Origin of the sequence: Deinococcus sp. Leaf326 (genome assembly GCF_001424185.1) — a bacterium.
Taxonomy (GTDB): Bacteria; Deinococcota; Deinococci; order Deinococcales; family Deinococcaceae; genus Deinococcus.
The window spans coordinates 504,904-527,261 of sequence record NZ_LMOM01000001.1; the positions used below are offsets into that span (position 1 = coordinate 504,904).

A 22,358-nucleotide genomic window follows, 5' to 3' on the forward strand; every position below is an offset into this window, starting at 1 on the left:
CGGCATGGCGACGGTTCAGGAAATGCGGGAACGGCTGCGGCGGCCTCTGGCGGCAGAACTCTCCGGAGGCTGCCACGACCGCGTGGTGGCGGGCGGCGTCGAACGGCTGCTGGCCTCGCCGCTCGCCAGTCCCTTTCCGCAGGTCCGCGAAAAACTGAGCGGTTACGCAGCGCTGGAGGCCGCCGGGCGGGCCGAGGCCCTGAGCGCCGCGTTGGCCCTGCTCGACGCCCCCGAGAAGAAGGGAACGGCTCCGGCCCGGCCACGCGCCCAGGCCGTCCGGCAGGCCACCCCGGCGCCCGTGCCCGGCGAGCGCCTGCCCCTGGACGCCGAAACCGCGCGGCTGGACACCGGCCCCGGCGGCGCGCGCAAGCTGGCGACCCTGGGGCTGCACACCCTGCGCGACGTGCTGCACGCCTACCCGCACCGCCACGAGGACCGGCGCGCGCTGCCCGACCTCTCGGAAGTCGAGGAAGGCCAGAAGGTCACGGTGTCGGGGCAGGTCGTCAGCAAGCACCGCCGCAGCCCCAAGCCGGGGATGCAGATTCTGGAGATCGTGCTCGAGACCCCCTCGGGCGGCCGGGTGCGCGCGAGCTGGTTCAATCAGCCCTGGGTCGAGCGGCAACTCAAGGAAGGCGCGCGCTTGGTCCTGACAGGCCGGGTCAAGAAGTTCGGGCGCACCGTGCAACTGGGCGTCGAGCACCTGGAAACGGTGGACGGCGCGCAGGATTCGCTGAGCACCGGGCGCATCGTCGGCGTGTACGACAGCAAGGAGGGCATCTCGCAGGAGTTCCTGCGCCGCGCGGCCCACAAGGCACTTCAGGCCGCGCCGCCCGGCGACTACCTGCCGGTGCACTGGCGCCAGAAGTACGGCGTGACCGACCTCGCCGACGCGCTGTGGGGCATCCACCTGCCTACCGACGAGGCGCACCTGTCACGCGCCACCGCCCGGCTGCGCTTCGACGAGTACCTGTTCCTGGAGCTGCGGATGCTCCTTCAGGGCGAGGACGCGGTCTTGCAGGGCAAGCGGTTCGAGGCGCGCGGCGAGGACATCCACACCTTCGAGGGCGCGCTGCCCTTCCGCTTCACGAACGCGCAGCGCCGCGTGCTGCTGGAGATCACCGACGATATGCGCAGCGACCGCCAGATGGCGCGGCTGGTGCAGGGCGACGTCGGCAGCGGCAAGACAGCGGTGGCCGCCTGTGCGCTCTACCTCGCCGTGCGCGACGGCTACCAGGGCGCGCTGATGGCCCCGACCGAGATTCTGGCGCGGCAGCACTACGCCAATCTCGTGGGCTACCTGGGGCAGCTCGACGTGCGGGTGGGCCTGCTCATCGGCGCGATGACGCCCAAGACCAAGCTGGAGATGCAGACGCGCATCGCCCAGGGCGACGTGGACGTGGTCGTGGGCACCCAGGCCCTGATCCAGGAGAACGTGCAGTTCGACCACCTGGGGCTGGCGGTGGTGGACGAGGAGCACCGGTTCGGCGTGCAGCAGCGGCGCAAGCTGCTCAGGAGCCGCCCCGACGTGCTCGTCATGTCGGCCACCCCAATTCCGCGCAGTCTGGCCCTCACTGCCTACGGCGACCTGGAACTCAGCGTCATCGACGAACTGCCGCCGGGCCGCACGCCGGTCGAGACCAAGCTCATCCAGGACACCCACCGCGCCCAGGCCTACGGATTCGTCATGCGCCAGATCCGCGAGGGCAGGCAGGCCTTCGTGGTCACGGCCCTCATTGAGGAGAACGAGAACCTGGAACTGCTGGCCGCCACGCAGCTCGCCGACGACCTCAAGGTTTTACTGCCCGAGGCGCGCGTGGACCTGCTGCACGGCAAGATGTCGGCCGCCGAGAAGGACCACGTGATGGAACGTTTCCGGGCGCGCGAGTTCGACGTGCTCGTGTCCACGACCGTCATCGAGGTGGGGGTGGACGTGCCCAACGCCTCGGTGATGGTCATCGAAAACGCCGAGCGCTTCGGCCTCGCGCAGCTTCACCAGCTCCGGGGCCGCGTCGGGCGTGGCAGCGCCCAGAGCTACTGCGTCCTCGTGGCCGGCGAGCACAGCAAGAAGACCCGCCAGCGCCTCAAGATCATCGAAAGTAGCACTGACGGCTTCGTCATCGCGGAGGCCGACCTCAAGCTGCGCGGTCCCGGCGAGCTGCGCGGCACCCGCCAGAGCGGGATTCCGGACCTGCGCCTCGCCGACCTCGCCAACGACGCCGAGATCATTGAGCAGGCGCGCGAACTCGCCAAGCACATTCTGGCCCACGACCCCCGGCTGGAGCATCCCCGCCTGGGCTACCTGCGCGCCGAATTACAGAACCGCTCGCAGAGCGTGGCCTTCCGCGAGGTGATCTGAGCAGATGGACACCCCGCCGGACGCAGCGGGCCTGCTCGCCGAACTCACCTCCGGGGAGGGCTCCCGGGTCTGGTCCGCCTCGGGGAGGGTCATCCAGCAGGCCAGCCGGGAGACGCTGCTGGCCCTCGCCCCCCACCTGCCCCACATTCGCCGCGCCACCGCCGGCCTGGAGCTGGGCGGAATGCTCTTGGACAACGACCTGCATCTCGCTCAGGCGCTGCGGGTCATCGGGGCTGCGGGAGACCGGCGGTGTTCCTGTGAGGTCTACGAGGGGTATCTGGGCTACGACCCCGAACAGGAACAGGCGCGGGGGCACACCCGGACCCTGCGCACCACCCCACCCGACTGGAACATGACCTTCTGGTGCCGCTGCCTGCGCTGCGCGCGCGAGTATAAGGTCGAGCAGGGCGCGTCTCACACGACCTGGTGGAAGTGGAACCGGCTGGACCCGCCGCGAGGCTAGTGGGGCGCGGGCCCAGTGCGGCATAGGCCTAGCGGGGTACAGGCGCCTCCCCGGCGCGGCTCACCTGTGCGAGCTTGAGGGCGTCGGGACTGCCCGCAGGAACCGTCATGACGACGATCCGCAGGCCGTCCTCGCCGGTGGACAGCACGTCGCAGTCCACCACGATCTCCCCGACGAGGGGATGCTCGACCGTCTTGCGGTCGCCGGTGTATTCGCCGACCGCCCCCGCACGCCATAGCCGGGCGAAGTCGGGGCTGCCTTCCAGGAGGGTGGTCAGCAGTTCGGCCAGGTGCGGATCGTCGGGGTACTGCGTGGTCACGCGGCGCAGGTCGGCGACCACCGCGCGGTCGGTCGCCTCCGGGCGCTCGGAATGAACCGGCCAGGCCGGGACAAAGCCGCGCCGGCCCGGCACAGGAAACCGCGCATAGACGAAGCTGCGGTCCTCGGGGGCAGTTCCGGACGGATCGCCCAGAAGCGCCGACCAGCTTCCGTTCCACCACAGCAGGCGCCAGTCGGCCGTGAAGACGGCGACCGCCACGTCGCCCAGCCGCTGGAGGACGCGCTGCACCCCCGGCGAGATGCGCTCGCTGACGGCATGGTCGCCGGGCGGCTGAAGCCCCGCCAGGCGGTAGAAGTGGTCGCGCTCGGTCCGGCTGAGCCGGAGGGCGTGGGCCAGCGCGGCGACGACCGGCGCCGACGGCGTGGTCGCCCGGCCCTGCTCAAGCCGCACGAGATAGTCGACCGACAGCCCAGCCAGCTCGGCCAGTTCCTCGCGCCGCAGACCCGCCGCGCGGCGCGTGCCCCCGGTACCGGTGCCTAGCTGGGGCGGAGAGAGGCGGTCACGCCACGTCCGCAGGGTCGTAGCGAGGCTGGTGTCCACAGGGCTCATCCCCCCGAGTGTAGCTCCGCCCCTGGGCACGCCCGAGGGGGGGACTGCTGGTCCTACCGACAGACAGACCCTGGTTGCCGCGCGTCCGTTGCCGCACACTGGCGCCGTGACCATCACCTTCATCACCGGCGCCAACAAGGGCCTTGGATTCGAAACTGCCCGCCGCCTGAGCGAACTCGGCCACACGGTCCTGATCGGTGCGCGCGACCCCGAGCGCGGCCACACGGCTGCCGAACAGCTGGGCGGCGGCGCTCGCTTCGTGCTCATCGACGTCACCGACGACGAGTCGGTGGCCCGCGCCGCCGCCGACGTTCAGGCGCACGAGGGCCGTGTGGACGTGCTCATCAACAATGCCGGCATTCTCGGCACCCACGTTCCCGCCGGGGAACTCACTGGGCCGGACGCCCTGGAGGTCTTCAACACCAACGTGGCGAGCATCGTGCGCGTGACCCACGCCTTCTTGCCCCTACTGCGGCGGTCGGCGCAGCCCTCGGTCGTCAACGTCACCAGCGGTCTGGGTTCCTTCGACCGCGTCCACGACGCCGAACGGATCGAGTCCAGGGTCATCGCCCCGCTCTACACAGCGTCCAAGTCGGCCGTCACCATGCTCACCCTCCAGTACGCGCGGGCGCTGCCGGAGATCCGGTTCAACGCGGCCGACCCCGGCTACACCGCGACCGACTTCAACAGCAACAGCGGCTACCAGACCGTTCAGGAGGGCACGGACGCCGTCGTCACCCTGGCGACCGAGGGTCCGGAAGCGGGCACCGGGCGCTTCATCGACCGCGCGGGGACGGTCGGCTGGTAAGCGCCGGACCATGACAGCGGGCGGCCCCCAGCGTGAGGGCCGCCCCGCCGATGTTCGCCCTACTTCTTGAGGAAGGCGAGGAGCGCCGTGTTCACTTCGTCGGGGAAGGTCCACAGGATGTTGTGCGGTCCGTCCTTGACGACCACCAGTTCGCTGCCCTGGATCAGCGCGGGCAGGCGGTGGGCCGTCGCGGCGATAGGCAACACGTTGTCGGCGTCACCGTGAATGATCAGCGTGGGCACGTCGATCTTGGCCACATCCGCCCGGAAGTCCTCGAGCCAGGCGTCGACGCACTGCAGGGTGGCGGTGGCCGAGGCGCGGGCCGCGAGGTTGAAGTTCGCGTGCAGCACTTCCTCGCTCACGCGGGTGCCAAGCAGCTTGTCGGTGTTGTAGAAGTTCTTGAAGAAATCCGTCAGGTAGGCGAAACGGTCCTTACGCACCGCGTCCTTGATGCCCTCGAACACGCTGCCGTCCACCCCTTCGGGGTTGTCGTCGGTCTTCAGGAGGTACGGCGGGATCACCCCGATCAGCACGGCCTTCTTCACGCGCGCCGAGCCGTAGCGGCCGATGTAACGGGTGACTTCCCCCGTACCCATCGAGAAGCCGCCGAGCACAACGTCCTGCAAGTTGAGGTGCGAGAGCAGCGCGTCAAGATCGGCGGCGAAGGTGTCGTAGTTGTAGCCCGAAGAAGGCTGGCTCGACTGCCCGAACCCCCGGCGGTCATAGGTAATGACGCGGTAGCCGGCCTGGAGCAGCGCCGCTTCCTGGCGTTCCCACGAACGGCCGTTGAGGGGATAGCCGTGGATGAGCACAACCGGCTGACCCTGGCCGTGGTCCTCGAAGAACAGTTCGATGGGCTGGCCGTTTTCCTGACCGACGGTAATGTAGGGCATAGCGTGAAACCTCCTGAGAGAGACGGATGAACTCGGCGAACAGGCTCAGTCTATAGTTATCTATCCGTAGGTAGACAGACTTGACCCTACTTGATGAAGATGACCTCAAGGCTCTCGGGACCAGTCAAATCGCACCCTGTTTCCTATCAGAAAGGGATGAAACCGTTGGAGCCCGCAACCAGACAAAGCTGCCGTGGACAGATCTCCACGGCAGCGGCGGGCAGGCCAGGGCTTCAGGCGGCGCGCAGTTGTTCCATCAGGATGCGGGCCAGCGGTTCGAACTGGGCCGTGTCGCCCGAAGCGCGGGCCAGCAGCATCGCGCCTTCCAACCCGGCGAGCAGGGCAGCTGCGGCCTGTTCCGGGGGCTGGGTGGCTGCCATCTCGCCGCTTTCCTGGCCCTCGGCGAGCGCAGCGGCCAGCCAGCGCCTGTTCAGCTCGAAGAACTGGGCAACCTCGGCCTGCATGGTCTCGGGGAGGGTGATAAAGTCGTTGGCCAGAACCGTGCACAGGCAGATGCGGCCGTCGGGATGCACCACCTCGCGGTAGGCCAGCAGGTAGGCGTCAAGTCGCTCGGGCAGTGGCAGCCCCCGCGCCGAGATGGCGGCCAGGTGCACCTCCAGGCGCTCGCGGTAACGGCGCACCAGGGCCACACCGAGGTCGGTCTTGGCGGGAAAGTGGTAATGAACGCTCGCGTTACGGATGCCCAGCCGGCGACTGATGTCGCTGTAGCTCACGGCGTTGAAGCCGCGCAGTTGCACGAGCTCCTGCGCTACGTCCAGAATCTGCGCGGCCGTATCGCCTTTTTCGGTGAGGGACCGCTGAACCATAACGCCGAGTATCTACCTGCCGGTAGAGAGAAGTCAACCAGCCCTCAGTGAAGGGCGGGCAGTTCCCGCACGTGGTCCGCGATGAGGCCGCCGCCCAGCAGCCGGGGGCCGTCATACAGCACCGCGCTCTGACCGGGGGCCACCGCGAACTGAGGTTCGTCGAATTCCAGCGAGAATCCGTGCTCGTCGGCGTGCGTGACCCGCGCCCGGACCGGCGCCGTGCGGTAGCGCACCTGCACCTCCAGCTCACGCGGAAGCTCGGCGAGGTCGAGCAGGTAGTTGGCGCCCTCGGCGCGCAGCCCGGTCCACAGGCAGTCGTTGTAGTCGCCGACCCAGACCGTGTTCGTCGCGGGGTCGAGGTGAACCACGTGCCGCACGCGGTGAGACTGGAACAGACCCAGGCCCTTCTTCTGACCCAGCGTGTAGAACTGCGTGCCCAGGTGCTCGCCCACGACCTCGCCCGAGGCGATCTCGCGAATCTGGCCGCTCACCTGCGGAAGCTGCTCAGCGACGTAGTCCTGCACCTTCCCCGGCACGAAGCAGATGTTCTGGCTCTCGGGCTTGCGGGCGGTGAGCAGGCCCTTTTCGGCGGCGATTTCGCGCACACGCGGCTTTTCCAGCTCGCCTACCGGGAACAGGATGTACGGCAGCGCGTCCCGCGGCGTGCCCCACAGAAAGTAGGTCTGGTCCTTGCGGGGATCGTCGCCCCGCCAGAACTCGACCTCGCCGCGCGCGTTCTCGACCCGCTTGACATAGTGGCCGGTCGCCACATATCGGCAGCCGAGCATCCGCGCCTTCTTGACCAGTTCGTCGAACTTGACCTTGGTGTTGCAGTTCACGCAGGGGTTGGGGGTGCGCCCACGCGCGTACTCGTCCAGAAAAGGCCCGACGATGTGGCGCTGGAACTGCTCGCGGTAGTCCAGCAGGTAGAAGGGCACGCCCACCTGCTCGGCCACGCGCCGGGCCTCGTAGGCGGCGTCGGGCGAGCAGCAGCTGTCGAAGGTGTCGACGCGTTTGTCGTCGGGCCAGAACCGCATCATGGCGCCCACGACCTGATACCCCTGGTCCTTGAGCAGCGCGGCCGTCACGCTGGAGTCCACGCCGCCCGACATCGCGCACAGCACCCGTTCTCCCGCCACGGGCGCGGGCGAGGGCGAAGAAGTGGGGGCTGCCGGAACCGTCGTCATAACGCCGCAGCCTAACAGACCGCCGGCAAAAGCCGGCGTGACCCGGCACCCGTTTGACCTGCCGGAACGCGCCCGTAGGAGCGCGCGTTAAATCCAACGTTCAGAGTCGAGGGGGAAGCCGCCTTTTTACGCTGCTTTTCCGGAAGCAGTCCCTACAATGCCGCCATGACCGAAGGTGGCCTCTCGTTTCTGGAACCGGTGAGCGACCTGCGGAGTCAGGAGGCGTATCTGCGGCTGCTCAATGCCATGCCGGTCATGCTCTGGACCGCCGACGCCCAGGGACGCTGGCAGCATGTCAACCGGCACTGGAGCATCTACACGGGTCTGCTGGGCGAGACGCAGGGCTTCGGGTTCGAGGAAGCCCTGCACCCGGCGGACCGCGCGCCGACCCTCGCGCGCTGGCGTCAGGCAGTCCGCAGTGGTCAGGATTACGAGATCGAGTACCGCCTGCGCAGCCGCCGCGGCGACTATCACTGGTTCCTGATCCGCGGCGTGCAGGTGAGGGACGACCTGGGCACCGGCGTGGCCTGGGTGGGAACCTGTACCGACATCGAGCCCCAGAAGCGCGCCGAGCAGGACACCCTGGCCACCCGCGAGGCGGCGCTGCGGGCGCTGGCCCTGGCGCTGGAAGTCCGCGACCGCGAGACGAGCACCCATACCGAGCGCGTGACGGTGCTCGCCGTGCAGCTCGGCACCGCGCTGGGCCTACTGCCCGAGGCGCTGGGGCACCTGCGCCTGGGCGCTTCTCTGCACGACCTGGGCAAAGTGGCGGTGCCGGGGCGCATCCTGCACAAGCCGGGCGCCCTGACCGAGGACGAGCGCCGGGAAATGCAGCGTCATTCGGCCGAGGGCGAGCGGCTGGCGGCGGCGCTGGAGTTCGTGCCCCCGCCCGCCCTGCAACTCGTGCGCCACCATCACGAGCACTGGAACGGCCGGGACTATCCCGACCAGCTGTGCGGAGAAGCGATTCCTTACCTTGCCCGGCTGTTCGCAGTTATTGACGTGTACGACGCCCTGCGCAGCGAGCGGCCCTACAAGGCGGCCTGGACCCGCGAGCAGGCGCTCACCGAGCTATGTGCGCAGGCCGGCGAGCAGCTCGACCCCCACATGGTCGAGGTCTTCACGCGGCTGGTCGAGGAAGACGCCCTGGCGAGCTGAGGCGGCGGCCGACGCCAGCAGCCGGGCCCACACCGAACTGTCCTAGACTCGGGCGCGTGATTCCCGCTGCCGACCTGCATACCGCCGCCGAGCGCTTCGGTACGCCGCTGTACGTCTACGACGCCGCCGAACTCAACGCCGCCCTGGCGCGGGTCCGCGCGGCCTTCGGGGACGCGCGGGTGTACTACGCCATGAAGGCCAACCCCAACCTCAGCCTGCTGCGCCGTCTGGCGGCGGCGGGCGTGGGCGCCGAGTGCGTGAGCCCCGGCGAGATCGCGCGCGCCGAGAAGGTGGGCCTCAGCGGCGAGCGCCTCATCGTGAACGGCCCGGCCAAATCGGCCCACGAATACGCGGCGGGCGCGCGACTGGGCGCGACCTTCATCGTAGACCGGGCGGAGGAGGTAGAGCTGCTGCCTCCGGCCTCGCGGGCGCTGGTGCGGGTCAACCCGGCGCTGGAGGTCAGCACGCACGACCACCTCGCCACCGGAGCGGCCGGCAGCAAGTTCGGCGTGACGCTGGCGCAGGTCCCAGCGGTGCTGGAGGCCCTGCGCGTGGCCGGCCACACGGCGCTGGGCCTGCACGTGCACATCGGCAGCGCGATCCGGGACGCCCACGATTTTACGGCCGCTTTCGGCCGCCTGGCCGGGCTGCGCGCCCAGACCGGGCCGCTCGCGGTGCTCGACGCGGGTGGGGGCTGGGGCCTGGGGGCCGACCTGCCGGGCATCGCCCGCGAGGCGCGCGCCACTGCCGCGGCCTTCGGAGCCGAGCTGTGGGTCGAGCCGGGGCGGTATCTGGTGGCGCAGGCCGGCACCCTGCTCACGCGGGTGGTGGGCACCAAGCGCACGGGGCGTAACTTCGTGCTCGTGGACGCCGGCATGACCGAGCTGCTGCGGCCCATGCTGTACGGCGCGGCCCACCCGGTCACGCCGCTGTGGGACGGCCCGGCGACGGAGAGGTGGGACCTCGCCGGCCCCGCCTGCGAGAGCGGCGACCTGCTGGCCCGTGATGTGACCCTGCCCACTCCGGTTCCGGGCCAGCTTCTCGCGGTGGGTGAGGCGGGAGCTTACGGCGCGGCCATGAGCAGCAACTACCTCACCCGGTCCCGGCCCGCCGAGGCGCTGTACGAGGACGGGCAGTGGCGACTCGTCCGGCGGCGCGAGACGCCCGAGGACGTGTGGCGCGCCGAGGAGGAAGCCAGGCAATAGAAGCGGGCGATTTCGCGTCCCGCTGGGCAGTTTCGGCTCCGTGGGTGCCGGGCTGCGCTAGCGTGGCCGGGTGATCGTCAAGGAGCTCGAAATCCAGGAACACACCGACCCGCTGCGCCGCGCCGGGTTCGACGCCGAACGGCAGATGGCCCACTACCTCAAGCGGGCCTTCGCGGAAGACCCCCACAAGTTCGTGTTCCACAACCTCCGCCTAGAACGCCGCGGGGAAATCGCCCAGATCGACCACCTGATCCTGCACCGCTTCGGGCTGCTCGCCGTAGAAAGCAAGAGCGTGGCCGGCGAGGTCAGCGTGAACGAACACGGCGAGTGGACCCGCTGGTGGAAGGGTGAGGGGCGCGGGATGCCCTCGCCAGTGCTACAGGCGAGGCGGCAACTCGACCTTCTGCTCGCACTGCTCGGCGACCACACGGCGGAACTCATGGACCGCTCGATGCTGGGCCTCAAGCAGCGGACCTTCGCGGGCGTACGGCGCGACGTGCTCGTCGCCGTCTCGGACGGGGGGCGCATCAACCGGGGGGCGGACGTTCCGGAACTCGCCAAGGCCGACCAGGTGCCTGACCGCGTCGTCTCGGTCGTTCAGGCCGGGCAGGGCCGGGCCTTCGGGTCGTTCGGTTTCACGGACGCCGAGCTGAGCCGGCTCCAGTCGTTTCTGTGGAGCAGACATGTTCCCGGCCCGGTTTCCACTCCGGCGGCCCCGGAACGCCGCAGCACCGCCCCGGTGAGGACCTCGCAGGAGCGGCAGTCGCAGGCCCGGCCGCGCCTGGACGTGGCCTGCCGCGCGTGCGGATCTGCGGACCTGACCGTGCAGTACGGAAAGTACGGGTACTACCTGAAATGCGCCGCGTGCGGCGGGAACACGCCGGCCAAACCCGTCTGCGCGCAGTGCGGACAGCCGGGCAAGGTCAGCAAGCGCGGCCTGGAGTTCACCGCGACCTGCGCAGGTGGGCACACCTGGCTCTACTGGATCAACCCGGCCTGAAGGGAAAGGTCAGGGGCGCGGCGACTGGTTCAGTCACCGCGCCCCCAGCTCACTCGAAGCTGCTGCCCCCGCCCACCCGCACGCCCTGGTAATAGGCGTAGGCGGCGGTCACGCAGGGCGGGCGCTTGATCCAGCTCTTGGCGGCGCAGATGGCCTTCATGTTGGTGTGAAAGGCCTCGTCGCTCGTCTTGCGGTTGGCGTCGGTGCGCTCGTAGACCTTGAGGTTGCGGTACGCGAAGTCGTGGACGTTGCAGGCCGGCAGGAAGTCCTCGCGGTAACCCAGGCCCAGGCCGTCGGGGGCGCTGCATCCGTCGCGGTTCCAATCCAGCCCGGCGTAGGGCTGTGAGGTGCCCCGGTAGGCCGCGTACTGGGTGTTGTAGTTGCCCACGGTGCCCCAGCCGGTGCGCTTGATATACGTCAGCCGGTCGGAGGCGAGGTCCTGGCCGGTCAGGCCCGGCACGGCGGGCAGGCTCAGGTCGAAGGCGCGCTCGCCGTAGGCCTCCTGTAAGGAGCGCAGCAGTTCGGGGTCGTTGCCGTAGCGGCTCAGCACCGACTGGCTGCCCGCGTCCTGAAGCTCGGGGCGCGCGGCGTAGGGGCTCACGGGAGCGGGCATGCCGGCCGCGGCGGGGGGCGTGGACTGACCACAGGACATCAGGACAGCGGACAGGGCGGCGACAGCAATCAGGGCGCGGCGCATGAACATGTGATCCTCCGGGCGAGGGGGAAACGGATTGTGGCTTGCCCCCCGAGTGTACCCCGAGTTCCGGGCGGCGCAGCAGAACCCCACATGGCGGCGGGGGACACCCGTGGTCCAGGTCTCCCCCGCAGCGTGCCTGCGCCCCTTCAGGGCCGCGTCAGCCCCGCCCGGCTGCGCTCAGAGTTTGGTGAGTTTGGGGTACTTCTGGATCGCCTCGTCCTCGCTCAGGAATTCGCCCTCGGCGTCGGGACTCCAGACGACCTCGGCGCGGATGAGGTCGCCGGGCGTCACCGAACTGATGGCCGAGAGCGCCGCGCGGGCCTCGGCGGCGGTCGTCACGCCGGCCGGGGGCAGGTTGCTCAGGGCGTGGGCCGCCACCGCGAGGGTCACGGCGAGGTACAGGTCGCCCGTCTCCTTCTGGAAGGTGTAGTCGCCCCGGTGCTCAAAGCCCGTGTTCACGTCGCGGTTCTGGTAGTTGCTGGTGGTCTGCTCGGTGAAGGCCGCGCGGGCCTCGGTGGCCCAGGCGCCTACTTGGCTGTCGGCCGAGCTGGCCCCGCCCTGCGCCCGCTCGACGTTGCCGTAGACCCAGCGTTCGGGGTGGCGCAGCGCGACCAGCGCCGCTTCCTGAAGCATACGCGCCAGTCCCTCGTTGCTGTCGGGGTCGCCGTTCTGGGCGACCCGTTGCAGGGCCTTCTTGACCTCGTCGCCCTGGGCGAGCAGCAGCTGCACGCTCACGGCCTGGGCCGTGCCCCCACCCCCGCCCATCAGGTTGCCCAGGCCCTTGGCCCCGCCCCCCGACGCGAGGCTGCGGCGCATGAACCCCACCACCGCGAAGATCACCACGCCGAACAAGATGAGCGGAACGATGCCGAAGCCCCCGCCGCCGCCCCCGTAGTACCCGCCGCCGTAGCCCCCGCCGTTGATGATGATCGGGCCGCTGTAGCCGCCGCCCGAGTAGCCGCCCCCGCCGCCGGAGCCGCCAAAGGACCCGCCCCCCGACGACCCGCCGCCCCCACCCGACGAACTGCCTCCGAAACCCCCGCCCGACTGCGCGGCGGCGACCCCGAGGCTGAGGCCCGGCGCGTCCGGCAGAAAGTGGGACCCCCCGCCCAGGGTGAGGCTGCCGGCAGCGAGCAACGCGGTGAAGGCGAGAACGGCGCTCCGGCGCGGGCCCCGGCGATTCGGGCGCGGCGAGGCGGAATCTATGTGACGCGGCATGTCGCTCAAGTCTACGGGGCGCGGCGGGGGCAGGTTCCCGAATGCCCTTGGCGTTCTCTTGGCGTGGGCCCCAGCGCGCGGCGCCGGCCAGCGGCTCAGAGGGCCGGGTACACTGCGCGCGTGAGCGATCCGACTTCCATCACCATCAGCGCCGACGACTGGCAGGCGTTTCTCGCCAGCCTCTACGACCGCGGCGACCGTCTCGACCTGCGCGTGCCCGGCGAGACCTACGCCCGCAAGGAAACGGTGGACGAGTACGTGCTGAGCGCCCACGCCGAGGCCCTGCTGAGTGCCGAGGTGGAGGGCGACCTCTGGGGCACCCTGGAGGACATTGACGAGACGGCCACCGACGAGGACGAGGCCTGGGAGAAGATCCGGGCCTTCTACCTGGACCGTGGCTGCGTCCTCGTGCAGATCACGGGGGGCGAGGAGCCCGAGGAATGGATCTTCGCGGGGGAGCTGGCGCGGCGGCTGGGATTGCTCGGAGCCTGAAGCTCCAGCTCCCCTTTGCAGCCTAGACGCCTCCCGGGCCCTCCTGAGGGGCCTCGCCCGGAAAGCGGCCGTGCTTCTTGAAGAAGGCCAGGATGCTCCCCTCGGCCAGCGCCTCGCGCAGGAACTCGGGGGGCGGTGGCAGCTGAACGGTCCCGGCCGCGGAGGTCAGAACCCCGCTGTTCACGTTGAGGCTCACCTCGTCGCCGTCTCCGAACAGGCCGGTCAGATCGTATTCGAAGGCGGGAATGCCCAGGTTGAGCAGGTTGCGGTAGTGGATGCGCGCGAAACTGGGCGCGACGATGGCGCCGATCTGCAGCTTTTTGAGGGCCTGCGGGGCGTATTCGCGGCTGGAGCCCAGGCCCCAGTTGCGCCCGCCGATGAGCACGTCGCCGGGCTGCACGGCAGCCGCGAACTCGGGACGGATGTAGTGGAAGGCGAAGGTCTGAAACACGTCCTCGCCGGCCATGAAGGGCGCGAACTTGCCGGGGAGGATGTCGTCGGTGTTCACGCTGTCGCCAAATTTCCAGATTCGGGGCATAGATGATCCTTTAAGGGGCGGGGCCTGCCTCACCTCCTGCGGGCCGCGGGGCAGGTCAGAGGTCGGGACCGAGATCGTCCGGCGCTGAGGCGGGGCGGCCATCCAGAAAGTATTCGCCGCAGGCCCGCAGCACCGCCGACACGGCGCGCGTGTAGCCGTGCGGCGCCTCGACCCGGAAGGCGATCAGGCCCGCGCCGATGTTCACCCGTGCGGCCTCGGCGGTCAGTTTGCCCAGTGCATGGACCGTCCAGCGGTCGTGATCGGGACTCGTCCCCTCCAGACCGGTCCCGAAGGCCGCGAGCAGCCCCGCATCCAGTTCAGTCTCCCCCACCCCGGCGAGCAGGTCGAGGCAGGCGGCGAGATTGCGCGCCTGGATGTACCCCTCGACCACGCTCACGCGCCCACCGCCGCGCGCGCGCCACTGGGCAGCACGTCGCCGGGCAGGGCGATGTGGCCCATCACCGCCGTCGCGGCCGCCACCGCCGGACTGGCGAGGAACACGCGCGCGTCCTTGTCGCCCATACGCCCGATGAAGTTGCGGTTGCTGGTGCTCACGCAGACCTCGCCGGGGGCCAGCACGCCCTGGTGGCGCCCCATGCATGGCCCGCAGCCCGGCGTGCCCAGCACGGCCCCGGCGCGTTGCAGGGTGAGCAGCGTGCCGTCCTCCATCGCCTGTTCCATGACCTGACTGCTCGCCGGAATGACGAGCAGCCGGGTTCCCGGATTGACGCGCTGGCCGCGCAGCACCTCGGCCGCCGCGTGCAGGTCCTCAATACGCCCGTTGGTACACGTCCCGATGAACACCTGGTCCACCTTCAGGCCGCGCAGCTCGGACACGTCGTGAACATTGTCCACCTCGCTCGGAGCACTCATGCGCGGGTTCAGGGCCGCGAGGTCGATCTGGACGCTGCGGCGGTAACTCGCGCCCTCGTCGGGGTAGACCCACTCGGGCACGTCATAGCCGTAGCTGGTCAGAATCTCGCCGCCCGGCACGACCAGTCCGGCCTTGGCGCCCGCCTCCACACACAGGTTCGCCAAGGTCATGCGCTCGCCGCGCGTAAAGCGGTCGCCCGCGTGGATCTCGACGCTCTCGTAGGTCGCGCCGTCGGCGCCCAGCACGCGGATCATCTCCAGCGCGGCGTCCTTGGCGCTCACGCCGGGGCGCAGCTCTCCGGTGAACGTCACCTTGACACTCTCGGGCACGCGCAGCCAGGTCTTGCCGCTCGCCGCCGCCAGGGCGATGTCGGTCGCGCCCATGCCGGTGCCGAAGGCCGCCACCGCGCCGTAGGTCGTCGAGTGACTGTCGCTGCCCAGCACGATCCAGCCGGGGCGCGCGAGCCCCTCTTCCATCAGGACCTGGTGGCAGATGCCGCGCCCCACGTCGAAGAGGCGCACACCGGTCCGGGCGGCGTACTCGCGCGCCTCCTTCTGCGCCTGCGCCACGCTGACGGTGCTCGCCGGGGCCACATGGTCCACGACGATGCTTACGCGCTCGGGGAATCTGGGCACGGCGGCGAGGTCTCGTTCCATGCGCTCGATGAAGCTCTGGGCGATGGAATCGACGACCATCACCTGATCGACCTCCACCACCGCGAGGTCGCCCGCGTACACGGCGCGGTCGCCCCGGCGCGAGAGGATCTTTTCCGCCATCGTCTGTGGGCGGGGAAGGGACGCTGTCATGGCAGACATTGTGCCGCCTCGCGCCCCCCCACACCGTGGCCCGGATTGGACGACCGGGGCGCGGCCGGCCCCCACCCCCGCACCGGGCCCCGGGGCCGGACCCCCTAGACTGCACCCATGACCGCCCTGCGTGTGCTCCTTGTGGACGACAATCCCGCCGATCTCCTCCTGGCCCAGGAGGTGTTTCAGGACCACCCGGACGTGCAGCTCGTCCTCTTCCAGCGCGGCGCCGAGGCGCTGGACTACCTTCAGCACCACGAGGGCCGCCTGCCTGACGTGATCCTGCTCGACATCAGCATGCCGGTGATGACCGGGTTCGAGCTGCTCGAGAAGATCAAACGCGACAACGTGCTGCTGCACATTCCGGTGGTGATGCTCACGACCTCCTCGCATCCGGGGGACGTCGAGCAGGCCTATACCCTGCACGCCAACTCCTACCTCGTGAAGTCCGAGAGCTTTCCCGAATTCATGGGTCAGGTCGACACTTTCGTGAACTACTGGCAGCAGAACCGCCTGATGTACCGCGCCCACCAGCCGGGCTGAGCGCGCGCGGGCGGCGGGCCGGTATGCTGCCTGCCGATGGACGGCCTACACATCCTCTTGGTCGACGACAGTCCAGGCGAACTGCTCCTGGCGCAGGAGGCCTTCGCGGCCCACGCCGGCGCCGTGCGCCTGACCACCTTCCCAGACGCGCGCGGCGCGATGGCGTGGCTGCGCGCCGCGCCCGGCGACCTGCCCGACCTGATTCTGGCCGACGTGAATCTGCCGGGCCTGAGCGGCCTGGACTGGCTGCGTTCGCTCAAGGAAGATCCGGCGCTGCAGCACATTCCGGTGATCGTGATGTCGGTGGCCGCCCCCCCGAAGCAGATCGCCGAGGCCTACGCGCTGCGGGCGAGCGGGTATCTGCCCAAGGCGCCGGGCTTCCGCGAGTTTCAGAGCCAGATCGATGCCCTGGTGGGGTTCTGGAGTCGCTGCGTATTCGCGCGGCCGGTGGCCTCTCCCACCACCGAGCGGTAGCTCCGGTCCGTCAGGCACTCCACCTGTCCAGTCAGCCCAGCCACGCCGCTGCGATCCACCCATCAAACCCGCGGGCGCTCCCCCGGCCAACCCTGTAGAATTAAGGAGTGATGAAGCAGTTGCGTGTGCTGTTGGTAGACGACAATCCCGAGGATATTTTCCTGGCCCGGGAAGTCTTTCAGGAGCACGAGGCACAGGTGGACCTCGTCACCTGCCAGAGCGCCCCCGACGCGCTGGATTATCTGCGCCGTCACGCCGAAGTGGCGTACCTGCCCGACGTGGTGCTGCTGGACATCAACATGCCCGGTATGAGCGGCTTCGAGCTGCTGCGCGCCCTCAAGGACGACCGCTCGCTCTCGCACATTCCGGTGGTCATGCTCACCACGTCGGGCCACCCGAAGGACGTGCAGGAGGCGTATACCCTCCACGCGAGCTCGTACCTCATGAAGTCCGAGAACTTCCAGGCCTTCATGGAACAGATCGACGCCTTCGTGACCTACTGGCAGCGCAACCGCCTGCGGCACTGGCCCCAGCGCTGAGACCCCGTCCCCCCGTGTCCACGCCTGTACTCCCCTGGACCGACGCGCGCGCCCGCACAGTGCTGCGCGACCTGTTCGCCGCCGCCTGCCGCAGCGCCGACCCCCAGCGGGTGCTGGCCGCCCACCTGCCCCCGCCGCCGGCCGGGCGCGTGGTGGTCGTGGGGGCGGGCAAGGCCTCGGCCGCGATGGCGGCGGCGCTGGACGCCGCGTGGCCCAGTGCGGACCTGCGCGGCGTGGTCGTGACGCGGGACGGTCACGCGCTGCCGGGCGCGGGCGGGCGCATCGAGGTGCTGGAGGCGGCGCACCCGGTCCCCGACGCGCGCAGCGAGGCCGCCGCCCGGCGCCTGCTGGAAGCGGTGCGCGGCCTGAGCGCCGACGACCTTGTGGTCGCGCTGATCTCGGGCGGGGGCTCGGCGCTCGCGGCCCTGCCGGCAACCGGCCTGCACCTGGAGGACAAGCAGGCGGCGGTCCGCGCCCTGCTCGCCAGCGGCGCCAGCATCCGCGAGATCAACGCGGTGCGCGCGCAGCTCTCGGCCATCAAGGGGAGCGAACTGCTGCGCGCGGCGCGGCCGGCACGGGTGCTGACCCTCCTAATCAGCGACGTACCCGGCGACGACCCGGCCCTCATCGCCTCGGGACCGACCGTCCCGGGCGCCGCGTCGCTGGCCCAGGCGCGCGCGATCGTCTCGCGCTATGGGCTGCCCCTCACGCCCGCCACCCGGGACCGGCTGGACCATGCCCCCGCGCGCCCCCCAGTGCCGGATAGCCCCGCCGGCCCCGACGAGGTCCGGCTGATCGCGGCGCCCTATCTGGCTCTGGAGGCAGCGGCGGGCGCGGCGCGAGCGGCGGGCCTCACCCCCCTGATCCTGGGCGACGCCGTCGAGGGCGAGAGCCGCGAGGTCGGGCGGGTCATGGCCGGGATCGCGCTGGGAGCGCAGCGGCGCGGCCACCCGTTGCCGGCTCCGGCCGTGCTCCTCTCGGGCGGCGAGACCACCGTCACCCTCAGCGGGGCAGGGGGCGGCCACGGGCGCGGAGGCCGCAACACCGAGTTCCTGCTAGGTCTGGCGACCGCGCTGGGGGGCGCGCCGGGCATCTGGGCGCTGGCAGGCGACACCGACGGCATCGACGGGACCGAGGACGCCGCCGGGGCTACCGTGACCCCCACCACCCTGGCGCGGGGCCGGGCGGCCGGGCGCGACCCCCACGCCGACCTCGCCGCCCACGACAGCTACGGCTACTTCGCGGCGCTGGGCGACCTGATCGTCACCGGCCCGACGCTCACGAACGTCAACGACTTCCGCGCGGTGCTGGTCGCGCCGCCGGACATCTGAGCCAACGCGGGCGCGGCGGCGCGGGTAAGCTGCGCCGCAGTCCTTCAGCGGCGCGGCGTTATACTGAGAGGCTGTGACGCGCAGGTCCCCGGGGGGAAGTTCCGGCCGGAGGAGCGCGCGGCCGGAGGACTTTTGAGCTACTGGAGAAACACGCTTAAGCCGCTGCTCGACGCCGAACGGGGCACCCTGTTCAAGCAGGCCCCTATTCGCGTGACGCTGGCCTTCCCGAACCGCTACGGCGTGGGCATGGCCTCGCTGGGCTTTCAGGTCATCTACCGCATGTTCAACCAGGAAGAAGGCGTCGCCTGCGAGCGTGCCTTCCTGCCCGACGATGTGGACGCCTTCGAGCGCACGGGGCAGGCCCTGCCCACCGTCGAGTCCGGGCGCGCGGCGGCCGACTGCGAACTGTTCGCCATGAGCGTGAGCTTCGAGCTCGACCTCACCAACATCATCCGGATGTTGGACGTGGCGGGCATGGCCCCGCTGCGTAAAGAACGCAGCGACAACGACCCCCTGATCATGATCGGCGGGCCGCTCACGAGTTCCAACCCCTACCCGCTGACGCCCTTCGCCGACATCATCATCATCGGGGATGGAGAGCAGATTGTGCCGGTGGTATCCGAGGCCCTGCGCGAATCGGCCTCGCGCGAGGACTTCTACGACCTCATCGACGGCATGCCCGGCGTCTTCCTGCCCGCGCGCCACAGCCACGAGCCGCAGTGGGCGACCGCGCCCAAGGAACTGCTGCCCGCCTACAGCCAGATCGTGACGCCGCACTCGGAACTCAGCAACATGTTCCTGGTCGAGGCGCAGCGCGGCTGCCCGCGTCCCTGCACCTTCTGCCTGGCGCGGACCATGTACGGCCCCAACCGCAACAACCAGGCGCAGGAACTCCTGGACACCATTCCCGAGTGGGTCACGAAGGTCGGCCTGGTGGGCGCGGCCCTCTCGGACTTCCCGCACACGAAGTACGTCGGCAAGACCCTCACCGAGCGCGGCATCAAGCTCGGCGTGAGCAGCATCCGCGCCGACACGGTAGACGCCGAACTCGCCGAGATCCTGAAGGCGGGCGGCCTGCGGACCTTCACGGTCGCGTCGGACGCTCCCTCGGAACGCCTGCGCCGCTGGCTCAAGAAGGGCATCACGACCGAGGACCTGCTCAAGACCGCGCAGATCAGCCGCGACCTGGGCTTCAAGGGCCTCAAGGTCTACATGATGATCGGGCTGGGGCCGGAGAACGACGACGACATCTCCGAGCTCATCGCCTTCACCAAGGAACTTGCCGGGATCAACCGCATCGCGCTGGGCATCTCGCCCTTCGTGCCTAAGCGGCACACGCCGCACTTCGCCGACCCCTTCGCGGGGGTGCAGGTCATCGAGAAGCGCCTCAAGCGCATTCAGAAGGAGCTGCGGACCACCGCCGAACTGCGCAACGTCTCGGCCAAGTGGGCCTGGGTCGAGAACGTGATCGCTCGCGGTGGCCCCGAGGTGGGCATGGCGGCGTACGGCATCTACAAGAACGAGAGCATCGGCGCCTGGAAAAAAGCGCTGGAAGAGATCGGCTGGCACGACGAGTTCGAGGCCAACACGCCGGCCATCGGCCTGCCGCCCGGCCAGTATGAGCCGCGCGAGGTCAGCGCGCACGCGCAGGGCCTAGCCATCTGACCGCTACATAAACCAGAAAGATCTGGACGGCTTAGTGCCCTCCAGATCTTTTCTTTGACCTGCCGTATCTCTGCCCTGGAAAAGTCAATACAGACAATAAAAAACCTCCGCTAAGGCGGAGGTTTCTGTTGGTAGAACCGAGGGGATTTGAACCCCTGACCCCTACCGTGTCAAGGTAGTGCTCTACCCCTGAGCTACGGTTCTACATGCCACGCGGGCGGGTACAGATTGGAGGCGCTGACCGGACTCGAACCGGTGGTGGAGGTTTTGCAGACCTCTGCCTTACCACTTGGCTACAGCGCCGCTGATCGGGCGGTTGGTGCTGTCCCTTGCGGGGGCTGGAGATGTCTTTCCTCACCAGCGGAAGGAATAGTAGCACGCGCTTCTAAAGCTGTAAACCCCGCCCTGAACTCTGCCAGAAACCCCGCCGTGAACCCCCACCTCAGCAACGTGGGGCGACTTCGCGGCGGCCAAATTCGGCCCAGCTCGCGGCGTCGCGGGGAACGGCGCGCGACTCGGTCCAGGCCCAGTAGGGCGTGTAAAGGCTGCGGGCCGTAACGACCTCATCGCGGAAGATTTCGGCGCTCAGGCCGGTGCGCAGCAGGCCGCTGGTCTCGAACCGGCTCACTACCCCGGCACGGTCGTAGGGCACCCGGCGAAGCTCGGTCTGCCAGCCGTGCGGCGTGGCCGTGAGGAGCAGGTACCCGGCGCGCGGGTCGCCGTCGGCGGGCGAGCCGACCGAGCCAGTGTTCAGGACCCGCACCGGCCCGAACCAGGCGTCGGCCTGCCGGTGGATGTGCGAGGCCACCAGCACCCCCGCGCCCGACCCGGCGGCCAGCTCGGCCACGCGCTCCGGCGCGGTGCGGTCGCTCAGGCTCTCGCGGTAATGACTGGGCGAGCCGTGGGCGACGAGCACGTCGGGCAGGCCGGCTGCGCGCAGGGTCAGGGTCATGGGCCAGTCCTGCGGCACGTCCAGCAGCCCGGCGCGGTCGAGCTGGTCGGCGCTCCAGGCCGTCGCGCCCCAGAAGGGATCGGTGAACCAGTCGGCGGGCAGCGCGGGGCTGCGCGACTGCCACAGCCGCAACAGGTCGTCGTGGTTGCCCAGGGTGAACGACACGTCGGGGCGGCCCAGCAACGTCTGCATGACCTCCACCGAGTCCGGCCCCCGGTTCACCACGTCGCCGTTGACGACGATCCGCTCTACGCCCTGCCTCGCAATGTCGGCCAGCACCGCGCGCAGGGCGTCGGCGTTGCCGTGGATGTCCGCAATGACCGCAACCCTCACGCCCGGCATTCTAGGCGCGGCGCCCTGGCAGGTCCGGGACGCTGGAGACATTGCCGACGGCCGGACCGCCTAGCTGCGGGCACCGTTGACCGGCCAGCCAGGACCTACACTCCGGGACATGATCGAATCGCATATCGGACACACGCCGCTGGTGCAGCTGCGCCGGGTGGTCGAACCCGGCATGGCCGACGTGTTCGTCAAGCTCGAAGGCCAGAATCCGGGCGGCTCCATCAAGGACCGCACCGCGCTAGGCCTCATCGAGGACGCTGAGCGCCGGGGCGCGCTGCGACCGGGCGGCACCATCGTGGAACCCACCAGTGGCAACACCGGCATCGGGCTGGCGCAGGTGGCGGCGGCCAAGGGCTACAAGCTGATCTTGTGCATGCCCGCCCAGATGAGCGAGGAGCGCAAGCGCACGCTGGCGGCCTACGGCGCCGAACTGGTCCTCACCGACCCCGAACGCCGGATGCTCGCGGCCATTGATGAGGCCGAGCGGATCAGCGCCGAGACGGGCGCGGTCATGATGGGCCAGTTCACCAATCCCGCCAACCCAGCCACCCACGAGCGCACCACCGGCCCAGAGCTGTGGGAGCAGATGGAAGGGCGCATCGACGCCTTCGTGTACGGCAGCGGCACGGGCGGCACCATCAGCGGGGTGGGCCGCGCCCTCAAGAGCCGCGACCCGGCCGTGCAGATCATCGCGGTCGAGCCGGCGCGCAGCAACGTCCTCTCGGGCGGCGAGCGCGGCGAGCACGGCTTTCAGGGGATGGGGCCGGGTTTCATTCCAGGCAACCTCGACCGCAGCGTCCTAGACGGCGTGGTCGAGGTCTGGGAGGAGGACGCCTACCCCCTGGCCCGGCGGCTGGCGCGCGAGGAAGGCATCTTCGTGGGCATGAGCAGCGGCGCGATGGCCTGGGCCGCGCTGGAGGTCGCCCGCCGCCTGGGACCGGGCAGGCGCGTGGCGACCATCGCCTGCGACACTGGTGCGCGCTACCTGACCACCTCGCTGTTCAGTGGCAGCACCGGCACGCCGAAAGGTTACCGGCCCTACTCGCGCGAGAAGCTGGCAGATGGCGCGGCGCAGTAGACCCCGCCCCAGTCGCCCAGGCA

General features: G+C 69.8%; 23 protein-coding genes and 2 tRNA genes. 13 read left to right on the top strand and 12 right to left on the bottom strand.

The features are described 5' to 3' along the window. The first annotated feature begins 4 nt into the window (after positions 1–4). Together recG and ASF71_RS02520 are read left to right on the top strand one after the other, a co-directional pair. Positions 5–2,356, top strand: coding sequence for an ATP-dependent DNA helicase RecG (gene recG / locus ASF71_RS02515; RefSeq protein ID WP_056294283.1), 2,352 nt, complete (start codon positions 5–7; stop codon positions 2,354–2,356). 4 nt (positions 2,357–2,360) lie between these two features. Beyond that, positions 2,361–2,819 carry a hypothetical protein gene (locus ASF71_RS02520; RefSeq protein ID WP_056294286.1) on the top strand — a complete coding sequence of 153 codons (459 nt, stop codon included), beginning with the start codon at positions 2,361–2,363 and terminating at the stop codon, positions 2,817–2,819. Between the two features lie 28 nt (positions 2,820–2,847). Here the strand turns inward: ASF71_RS02520 and ASF71_RS02525 are convergent, their stop codons facing one another. Next, positions 2,848–3,708 carry a helix-turn-helix transcriptional regulator gene (locus ASF71_RS02525; protein ID WP_056294292.1) on the bottom strand — a complete coding sequence of 287 codons (861 nt, stop codon included), beginning with the start codon at positions 3,706–3,708 and terminating at the stop codon, positions 2,848–2,850. Between the two features lie 106 nt (positions 3,709–3,814). Here ASF71_RS02525 and ASF71_RS02530 point away from each other — a divergent pair, with 106 nt between their 5' ends. Next, entirely contained in the window at positions 3,815–4,516 is a 702-nt protein-coding gene (locus tag ASF71_RS02530) for an SDR family NAD(P)-dependent oxidoreductase (RefSeq protein ID WP_056294294.1), read from the top strand. A 59-nt stretch (positions 4,517–4,575) separates the two neighbouring features. Here ASF71_RS02530 and ASF71_RS02535 read toward each other — a convergent pair whose 3' ends face one another. The 3 genes from ASF71_RS02535 to mnmA form a co-directional block, all read right to left on the bottom strand. Then, positions 4,576–5,409 (bottom strand): alpha/beta fold hydrolase, encoded by an 834-nt coding sequence (locus ASF71_RS02535; protein ID WP_056294299.1) that lies wholly within the window; start codon positions 5,407–5,409, stop codon positions 4,576–4,578. Between the two features lie 233 nt (positions 5,410–5,642). Further along, positions 5,643–6,236 (bottom strand): TetR/AcrR family transcriptional regulator, encoded by a 594-nt coding sequence (locus tag ASF71_RS02540; protein ID WP_056294302.1) that lies wholly within the window; start codon positions 6,234–6,236, stop codon positions 5,643–5,645. A 44-nt stretch (positions 6,237–6,280) separates the two neighbouring features. Next, positions 6,281–7,423 (bottom strand): tRNA 2-thiouridine(34) synthase MnmA, encoded by a 1,143-nt coding sequence (gene mnmA, locus ASF71_RS02545; RefSeq protein ID WP_056294306.1) that lies wholly within the window; start codon positions 7,421–7,423, stop codon positions 6,281–6,283. A 165-nt stretch (positions 7,424–7,588) separates the two neighbouring features. Here mnmA and ASF71_RS02550 point away from each other — a divergent pair, with 165 nt between their 5' ends. The 3 genes from ASF71_RS02550 (at position 7,589) to ASF71_RS02560 (ending at position 10,786) form a co-directional block, all read left to right on the top strand. Then, the gene (locus ASF71_RS02550) at positions 7,589–8,581 is read left to right on the top strand and encodes an HD domain-containing phosphohydrolase (protein WP_056294311.1); all 993 of its coding nucleotides are present in this window, start codon (positions 7,589–7,591) and stop codon (positions 8,579–8,581) included. Positions 8,582–8,637: 56 nt separating this feature from the next. Continuing rightward, positions 8,638–9,786, top strand: coding sequence for a diaminopimelate decarboxylase (gene lysA, locus ASF71_RS02555; protein WP_056294315.1), 1,149 nt, complete (start codon positions 8,638–8,640; stop codon positions 9,784–9,786). A gap of 70 nt (positions 9,787–9,856) precedes the next feature. Further along, entirely contained in the window at positions 9,857–10,786 is a 930-nt protein-coding gene (locus tag ASF71_RS02560) for an NERD domain-containing protein (protein ID WP_056294320.1), read from the top strand. Between the two features lie 49 nt (positions 10,787–10,835). Here ASF71_RS02560 and ASF71_RS02565 read toward each other — a convergent pair whose 3' ends face one another. Then, positions 10,836–11,489 carry a phospholipase A2 gene (locus tag ASF71_RS02565; RefSeq protein WP_369814947.1) on the bottom strand — a complete coding sequence of 218 codons (654 nt, stop codon included), beginning with the start codon at positions 11,487–11,489 and terminating at the stop codon, positions 10,836–10,838. A 171-nt stretch (positions 11,490–11,660) separates the two neighbouring features. After that, positions 11,661–12,701, bottom strand: a complete 1,041-nt coding sequence (locus tag ASF71_RS02570; RefSeq protein ID WP_162243070.1) for a DUF1517 domain-containing protein — start codon at positions 12,699–12,701, stop codon at positions 11,661–11,663. A gap of 120 nt (positions 12,702–12,821) precedes the next feature. Here ASF71_RS02570 and ASF71_RS02575 point away from each other — a divergent pair, with 120 nt between their 5' ends. Further along, positions 12,822–13,193: a hypothetical protein gene (locus ASF71_RS02575; protein WP_056294322.1), complete on the top strand. Its 372-nt coding sequence runs from the start codon at positions 12,822–12,824 to the stop codon at positions 13,191–13,193. Between the two features lie 22 nt (positions 13,194–13,215). On the opposite strand, the gene ASF71_RS02580 is transcribed toward ASF71_RS02575, so the two are convergent. The 3 genes from ASF71_RS02580 to ASF71_RS02590 are packed head-to-tail and all read right to left on the bottom strand — an operon-like array spanning position 13,216 to position 15,411. Beyond that, complete coding sequence (locus tag ASF71_RS02580; RefSeq protein ID WP_056294325.1) at positions 13,216–13,731, bottom strand: homoaconitate hydratase; 516 nt, start codon at positions 13,729–13,731, stop codon at positions 13,216–13,218. Between the two features lie 55 nt (positions 13,732–13,786). Beyond that, entirely contained in the window at positions 13,787–14,128 is a 342-nt protein-coding gene (locus tag ASF71_RS02585; RefSeq protein WP_056294328.1) for a hypothetical protein, read from the bottom strand. Next, a complete protein-coding gene (locus tag ASF71_RS02590; RefSeq protein WP_056295164.1) occupies positions 14,125–15,411 on the bottom strand; it encodes a homoaconitate hydratase family protein in 1,287 nt (428 codons plus the stop codon). The genes ASF71_RS02585 and ASF71_RS02590 overlap by 4 nt, the downstream gene beginning before the upstream one ends. 117 nt (positions 15,412–15,528) lie before the next feature. On the opposite strand from ASF71_RS02590, the gene ASF71_RS02595 reads away from it, so the two are divergent. The 5 genes from ASF71_RS02595 to ASF71_RS02615 all read left to right on the top strand — a co-directional run bounded on the left by ASF71_RS02595 (position 15,529) and on the right by ASF71_RS02615 (position 19,963). Next, a complete protein-coding gene (locus ASF71_RS02595; protein WP_056294331.1) occupies positions 15,529–15,954 on the top strand; it encodes a response regulator in 426 nt (141 codons plus the stop codon). Between the two features lie 36 nt (positions 15,955–15,990). Further along, complete coding sequence (locus ASF71_RS02600) at positions 15,991–16,428, top strand: response regulator (RefSeq protein WP_056294339.1); 438 nt, start codon at positions 15,991–15,993, stop codon at positions 16,426–16,428. A gap of 110 nt (positions 16,429–16,538) precedes the next feature. Then, on the top strand, positions 16,539–16,967 hold the full coding sequence (locus ASF71_RS02605) for a response regulator (protein ID WP_056294342.1): 429 nt from the start codon (positions 16,539–16,541) through the stop codon (positions 16,965–16,967). 14 nt (positions 16,968–16,981) lie between these two features. After that, positions 16,982–18,298: a glycerate kinase gene (locus ASF71_RS02610; RefSeq protein WP_056294348.1), complete on the top strand. Its 1,317-nt coding sequence runs from the start codon at positions 16,982–16,984 to the stop codon at positions 18,296–18,298. A 132-nt stretch (positions 18,299–18,430) separates the two neighbouring features. Continuing rightward, the gene (locus ASF71_RS02615; protein ID WP_056294351.1) at positions 18,431–19,963 is read left to right on the top strand and encodes a radical SAM protein; all 1,533 of its coding nucleotides are present in this window, start codon (positions 18,431–18,433) and stop codon (positions 19,961–19,963) included. Between the two features lie 129 nt (positions 19,964–20,092). Here the strand turns inward: ASF71_RS02615 and ASF71_RS02620 are convergent. The 3 genes from ASF71_RS02620 to ASF71_RS02630 form a co-directional block, all read right to left on the bottom strand. Next, positions 20,093–20,167 (bottom strand) — tRNA-Val (locus ASF71_RS02620). Between the two features lie 25 nt (positions 20,168–20,192). Further along, a tRNA-Cys gene (locus ASF71_RS02625) sits at positions 20,193–20,266 on the bottom strand. 139 nt (positions 20,267–20,405) lie between these two features. Next, on the bottom strand, positions 20,406–21,257 hold the full coding sequence (locus ASF71_RS02630; RefSeq protein ID WP_056294355.1) for a metallophosphoesterase: 852 nt from the start codon (positions 21,255–21,257) through the stop codon (positions 20,406–20,408). A gap of 109 nt (positions 21,258–21,366) precedes the next feature. Here ASF71_RS02630 and cysK point away from each other — a divergent pair, with 109 nt between their 5' ends. Further along, positions 21,367–22,335 carry a cysteine synthase A gene (gene cysK, locus ASF71_RS02635; RefSeq protein ID WP_056294363.1) on the top strand — a complete coding sequence of 323 codons (969 nt, stop codon included), beginning with the start codon at positions 21,367–21,369 and terminating at the stop codon, positions 22,333–22,335. Positions 22,336–22,358: the final 23 nt, after the last annotated feature.

What these genes read in the sequence shown, in the direction of transcription:
- recG (WP_056294283.1), top strand. Translation starts at nt 5, where the DNA reads ATGGCGACGGTTCAGGAAATGCGGGAACGGCTGCGGCGGCCTCTGGCG.
- ASF71_RS02520 (WP_056294286.1), top strand. Translation starts at nt 2,361, where the DNA reads ATGGACACCCCGCCGGACGCAGCGGGCCTGCTCGCCGAACTCACCTCC.
- ASF71_RS02525 (WP_056294292.1), bottom strand. Translation starts at nt 3,708, where the DNA reads ATGAGCCCTGTGGACACCAGCCTCGCTACGACCCTGCGGACGTGGCGT.
- ASF71_RS02535 (WP_056294299.1), bottom strand. Translation starts at nt 5,409, where the DNA reads ATGCCCTACATTACCGTCGGTCAGGAAAACGGCCAGCCCATCGAACTG.
- ASF71_RS02540 (WP_056294302.1), bottom strand. Translation starts at nt 6,236, where the DNA reads ATGGTTCAGCGGTCCCTCACCGAAAAAGGCGATACGGCCGCGCAGATT.
- mnmA (WP_056294306.1), bottom strand. Translation starts at nt 7,423, where the DNA reads ATGACGACGGTTCCGGCAGCCCCCACTTCTTCGCCCTCGCCCGCGCCC.
- ASF71_RS02550 (WP_056294311.1), top strand. Translation starts at nt 7,589, where the DNA reads ATGACCGAAGGTGGCCTCTCGTTTCTGGAACCGGTGAGCGACCTGCGG.
- ASF71_RS02565 (WP_369814947.1), bottom strand. Translation starts at nt 11,489, where the DNA reads ATGTTCATGCGCCGCGCCCTGATTGCTGTCGCCGCCCTGTCCGCTGTC.
- ASF71_RS02570 (WP_162243070.1), bottom strand. Translation starts at nt 12,701, where the DNA reads ATGCCGCGTCACATAGATTCCGCCTCGCCGCGCCCGAATCGCCGGGGC.
- ASF71_RS02580 (WP_056294325.1), bottom strand. Translation starts at nt 13,731, where the DNA reads ATGCCCCGAATCTGGAAATTTGGCGACAGCGTGAACACCGACGACATC.
- ASF71_RS02590 (WP_056295164.1), bottom strand. Translation starts at nt 15,411, where the DNA reads ATGACAGCGTCCCTTCCCCGCCCACAGACGATGGCGGAAAAGATCCTC.
- ASF71_RS02595 (WP_056294331.1), top strand. Translation starts at nt 15,529, where the DNA reads ATGACCGCCCTGCGTGTGCTCCTTGTGGACGACAATCCCGCCGATCTC.
- ASF71_RS02600 (WP_056294339.1), top strand. Translation starts at nt 15,991, where the DNA reads ATGGACGGCCTACACATCCTCTTGGTCGACGACAGTCCAGGCGAACTG.
- ASF71_RS02605 (WP_056294342.1), top strand. Translation starts at nt 16,539, where the DNA reads ATGAAGCAGTTGCGTGTGCTGTTGGTAGACGACAATCCCGAGGATATT.
- ASF71_RS02630 (WP_056294355.1), bottom strand. Translation starts at nt 21,257, where the DNA reads ATGCCGGGCGTGAGGGTTGCGGTCATTGCGGACATCCACGGCAACGCC.
- cysK (WP_056294363.1), top strand. Translation starts at nt 21,367, where the DNA reads ATGATCGAATCGCATATCGGACACACGCCGCTGGTGCAGCTGCGCCGG.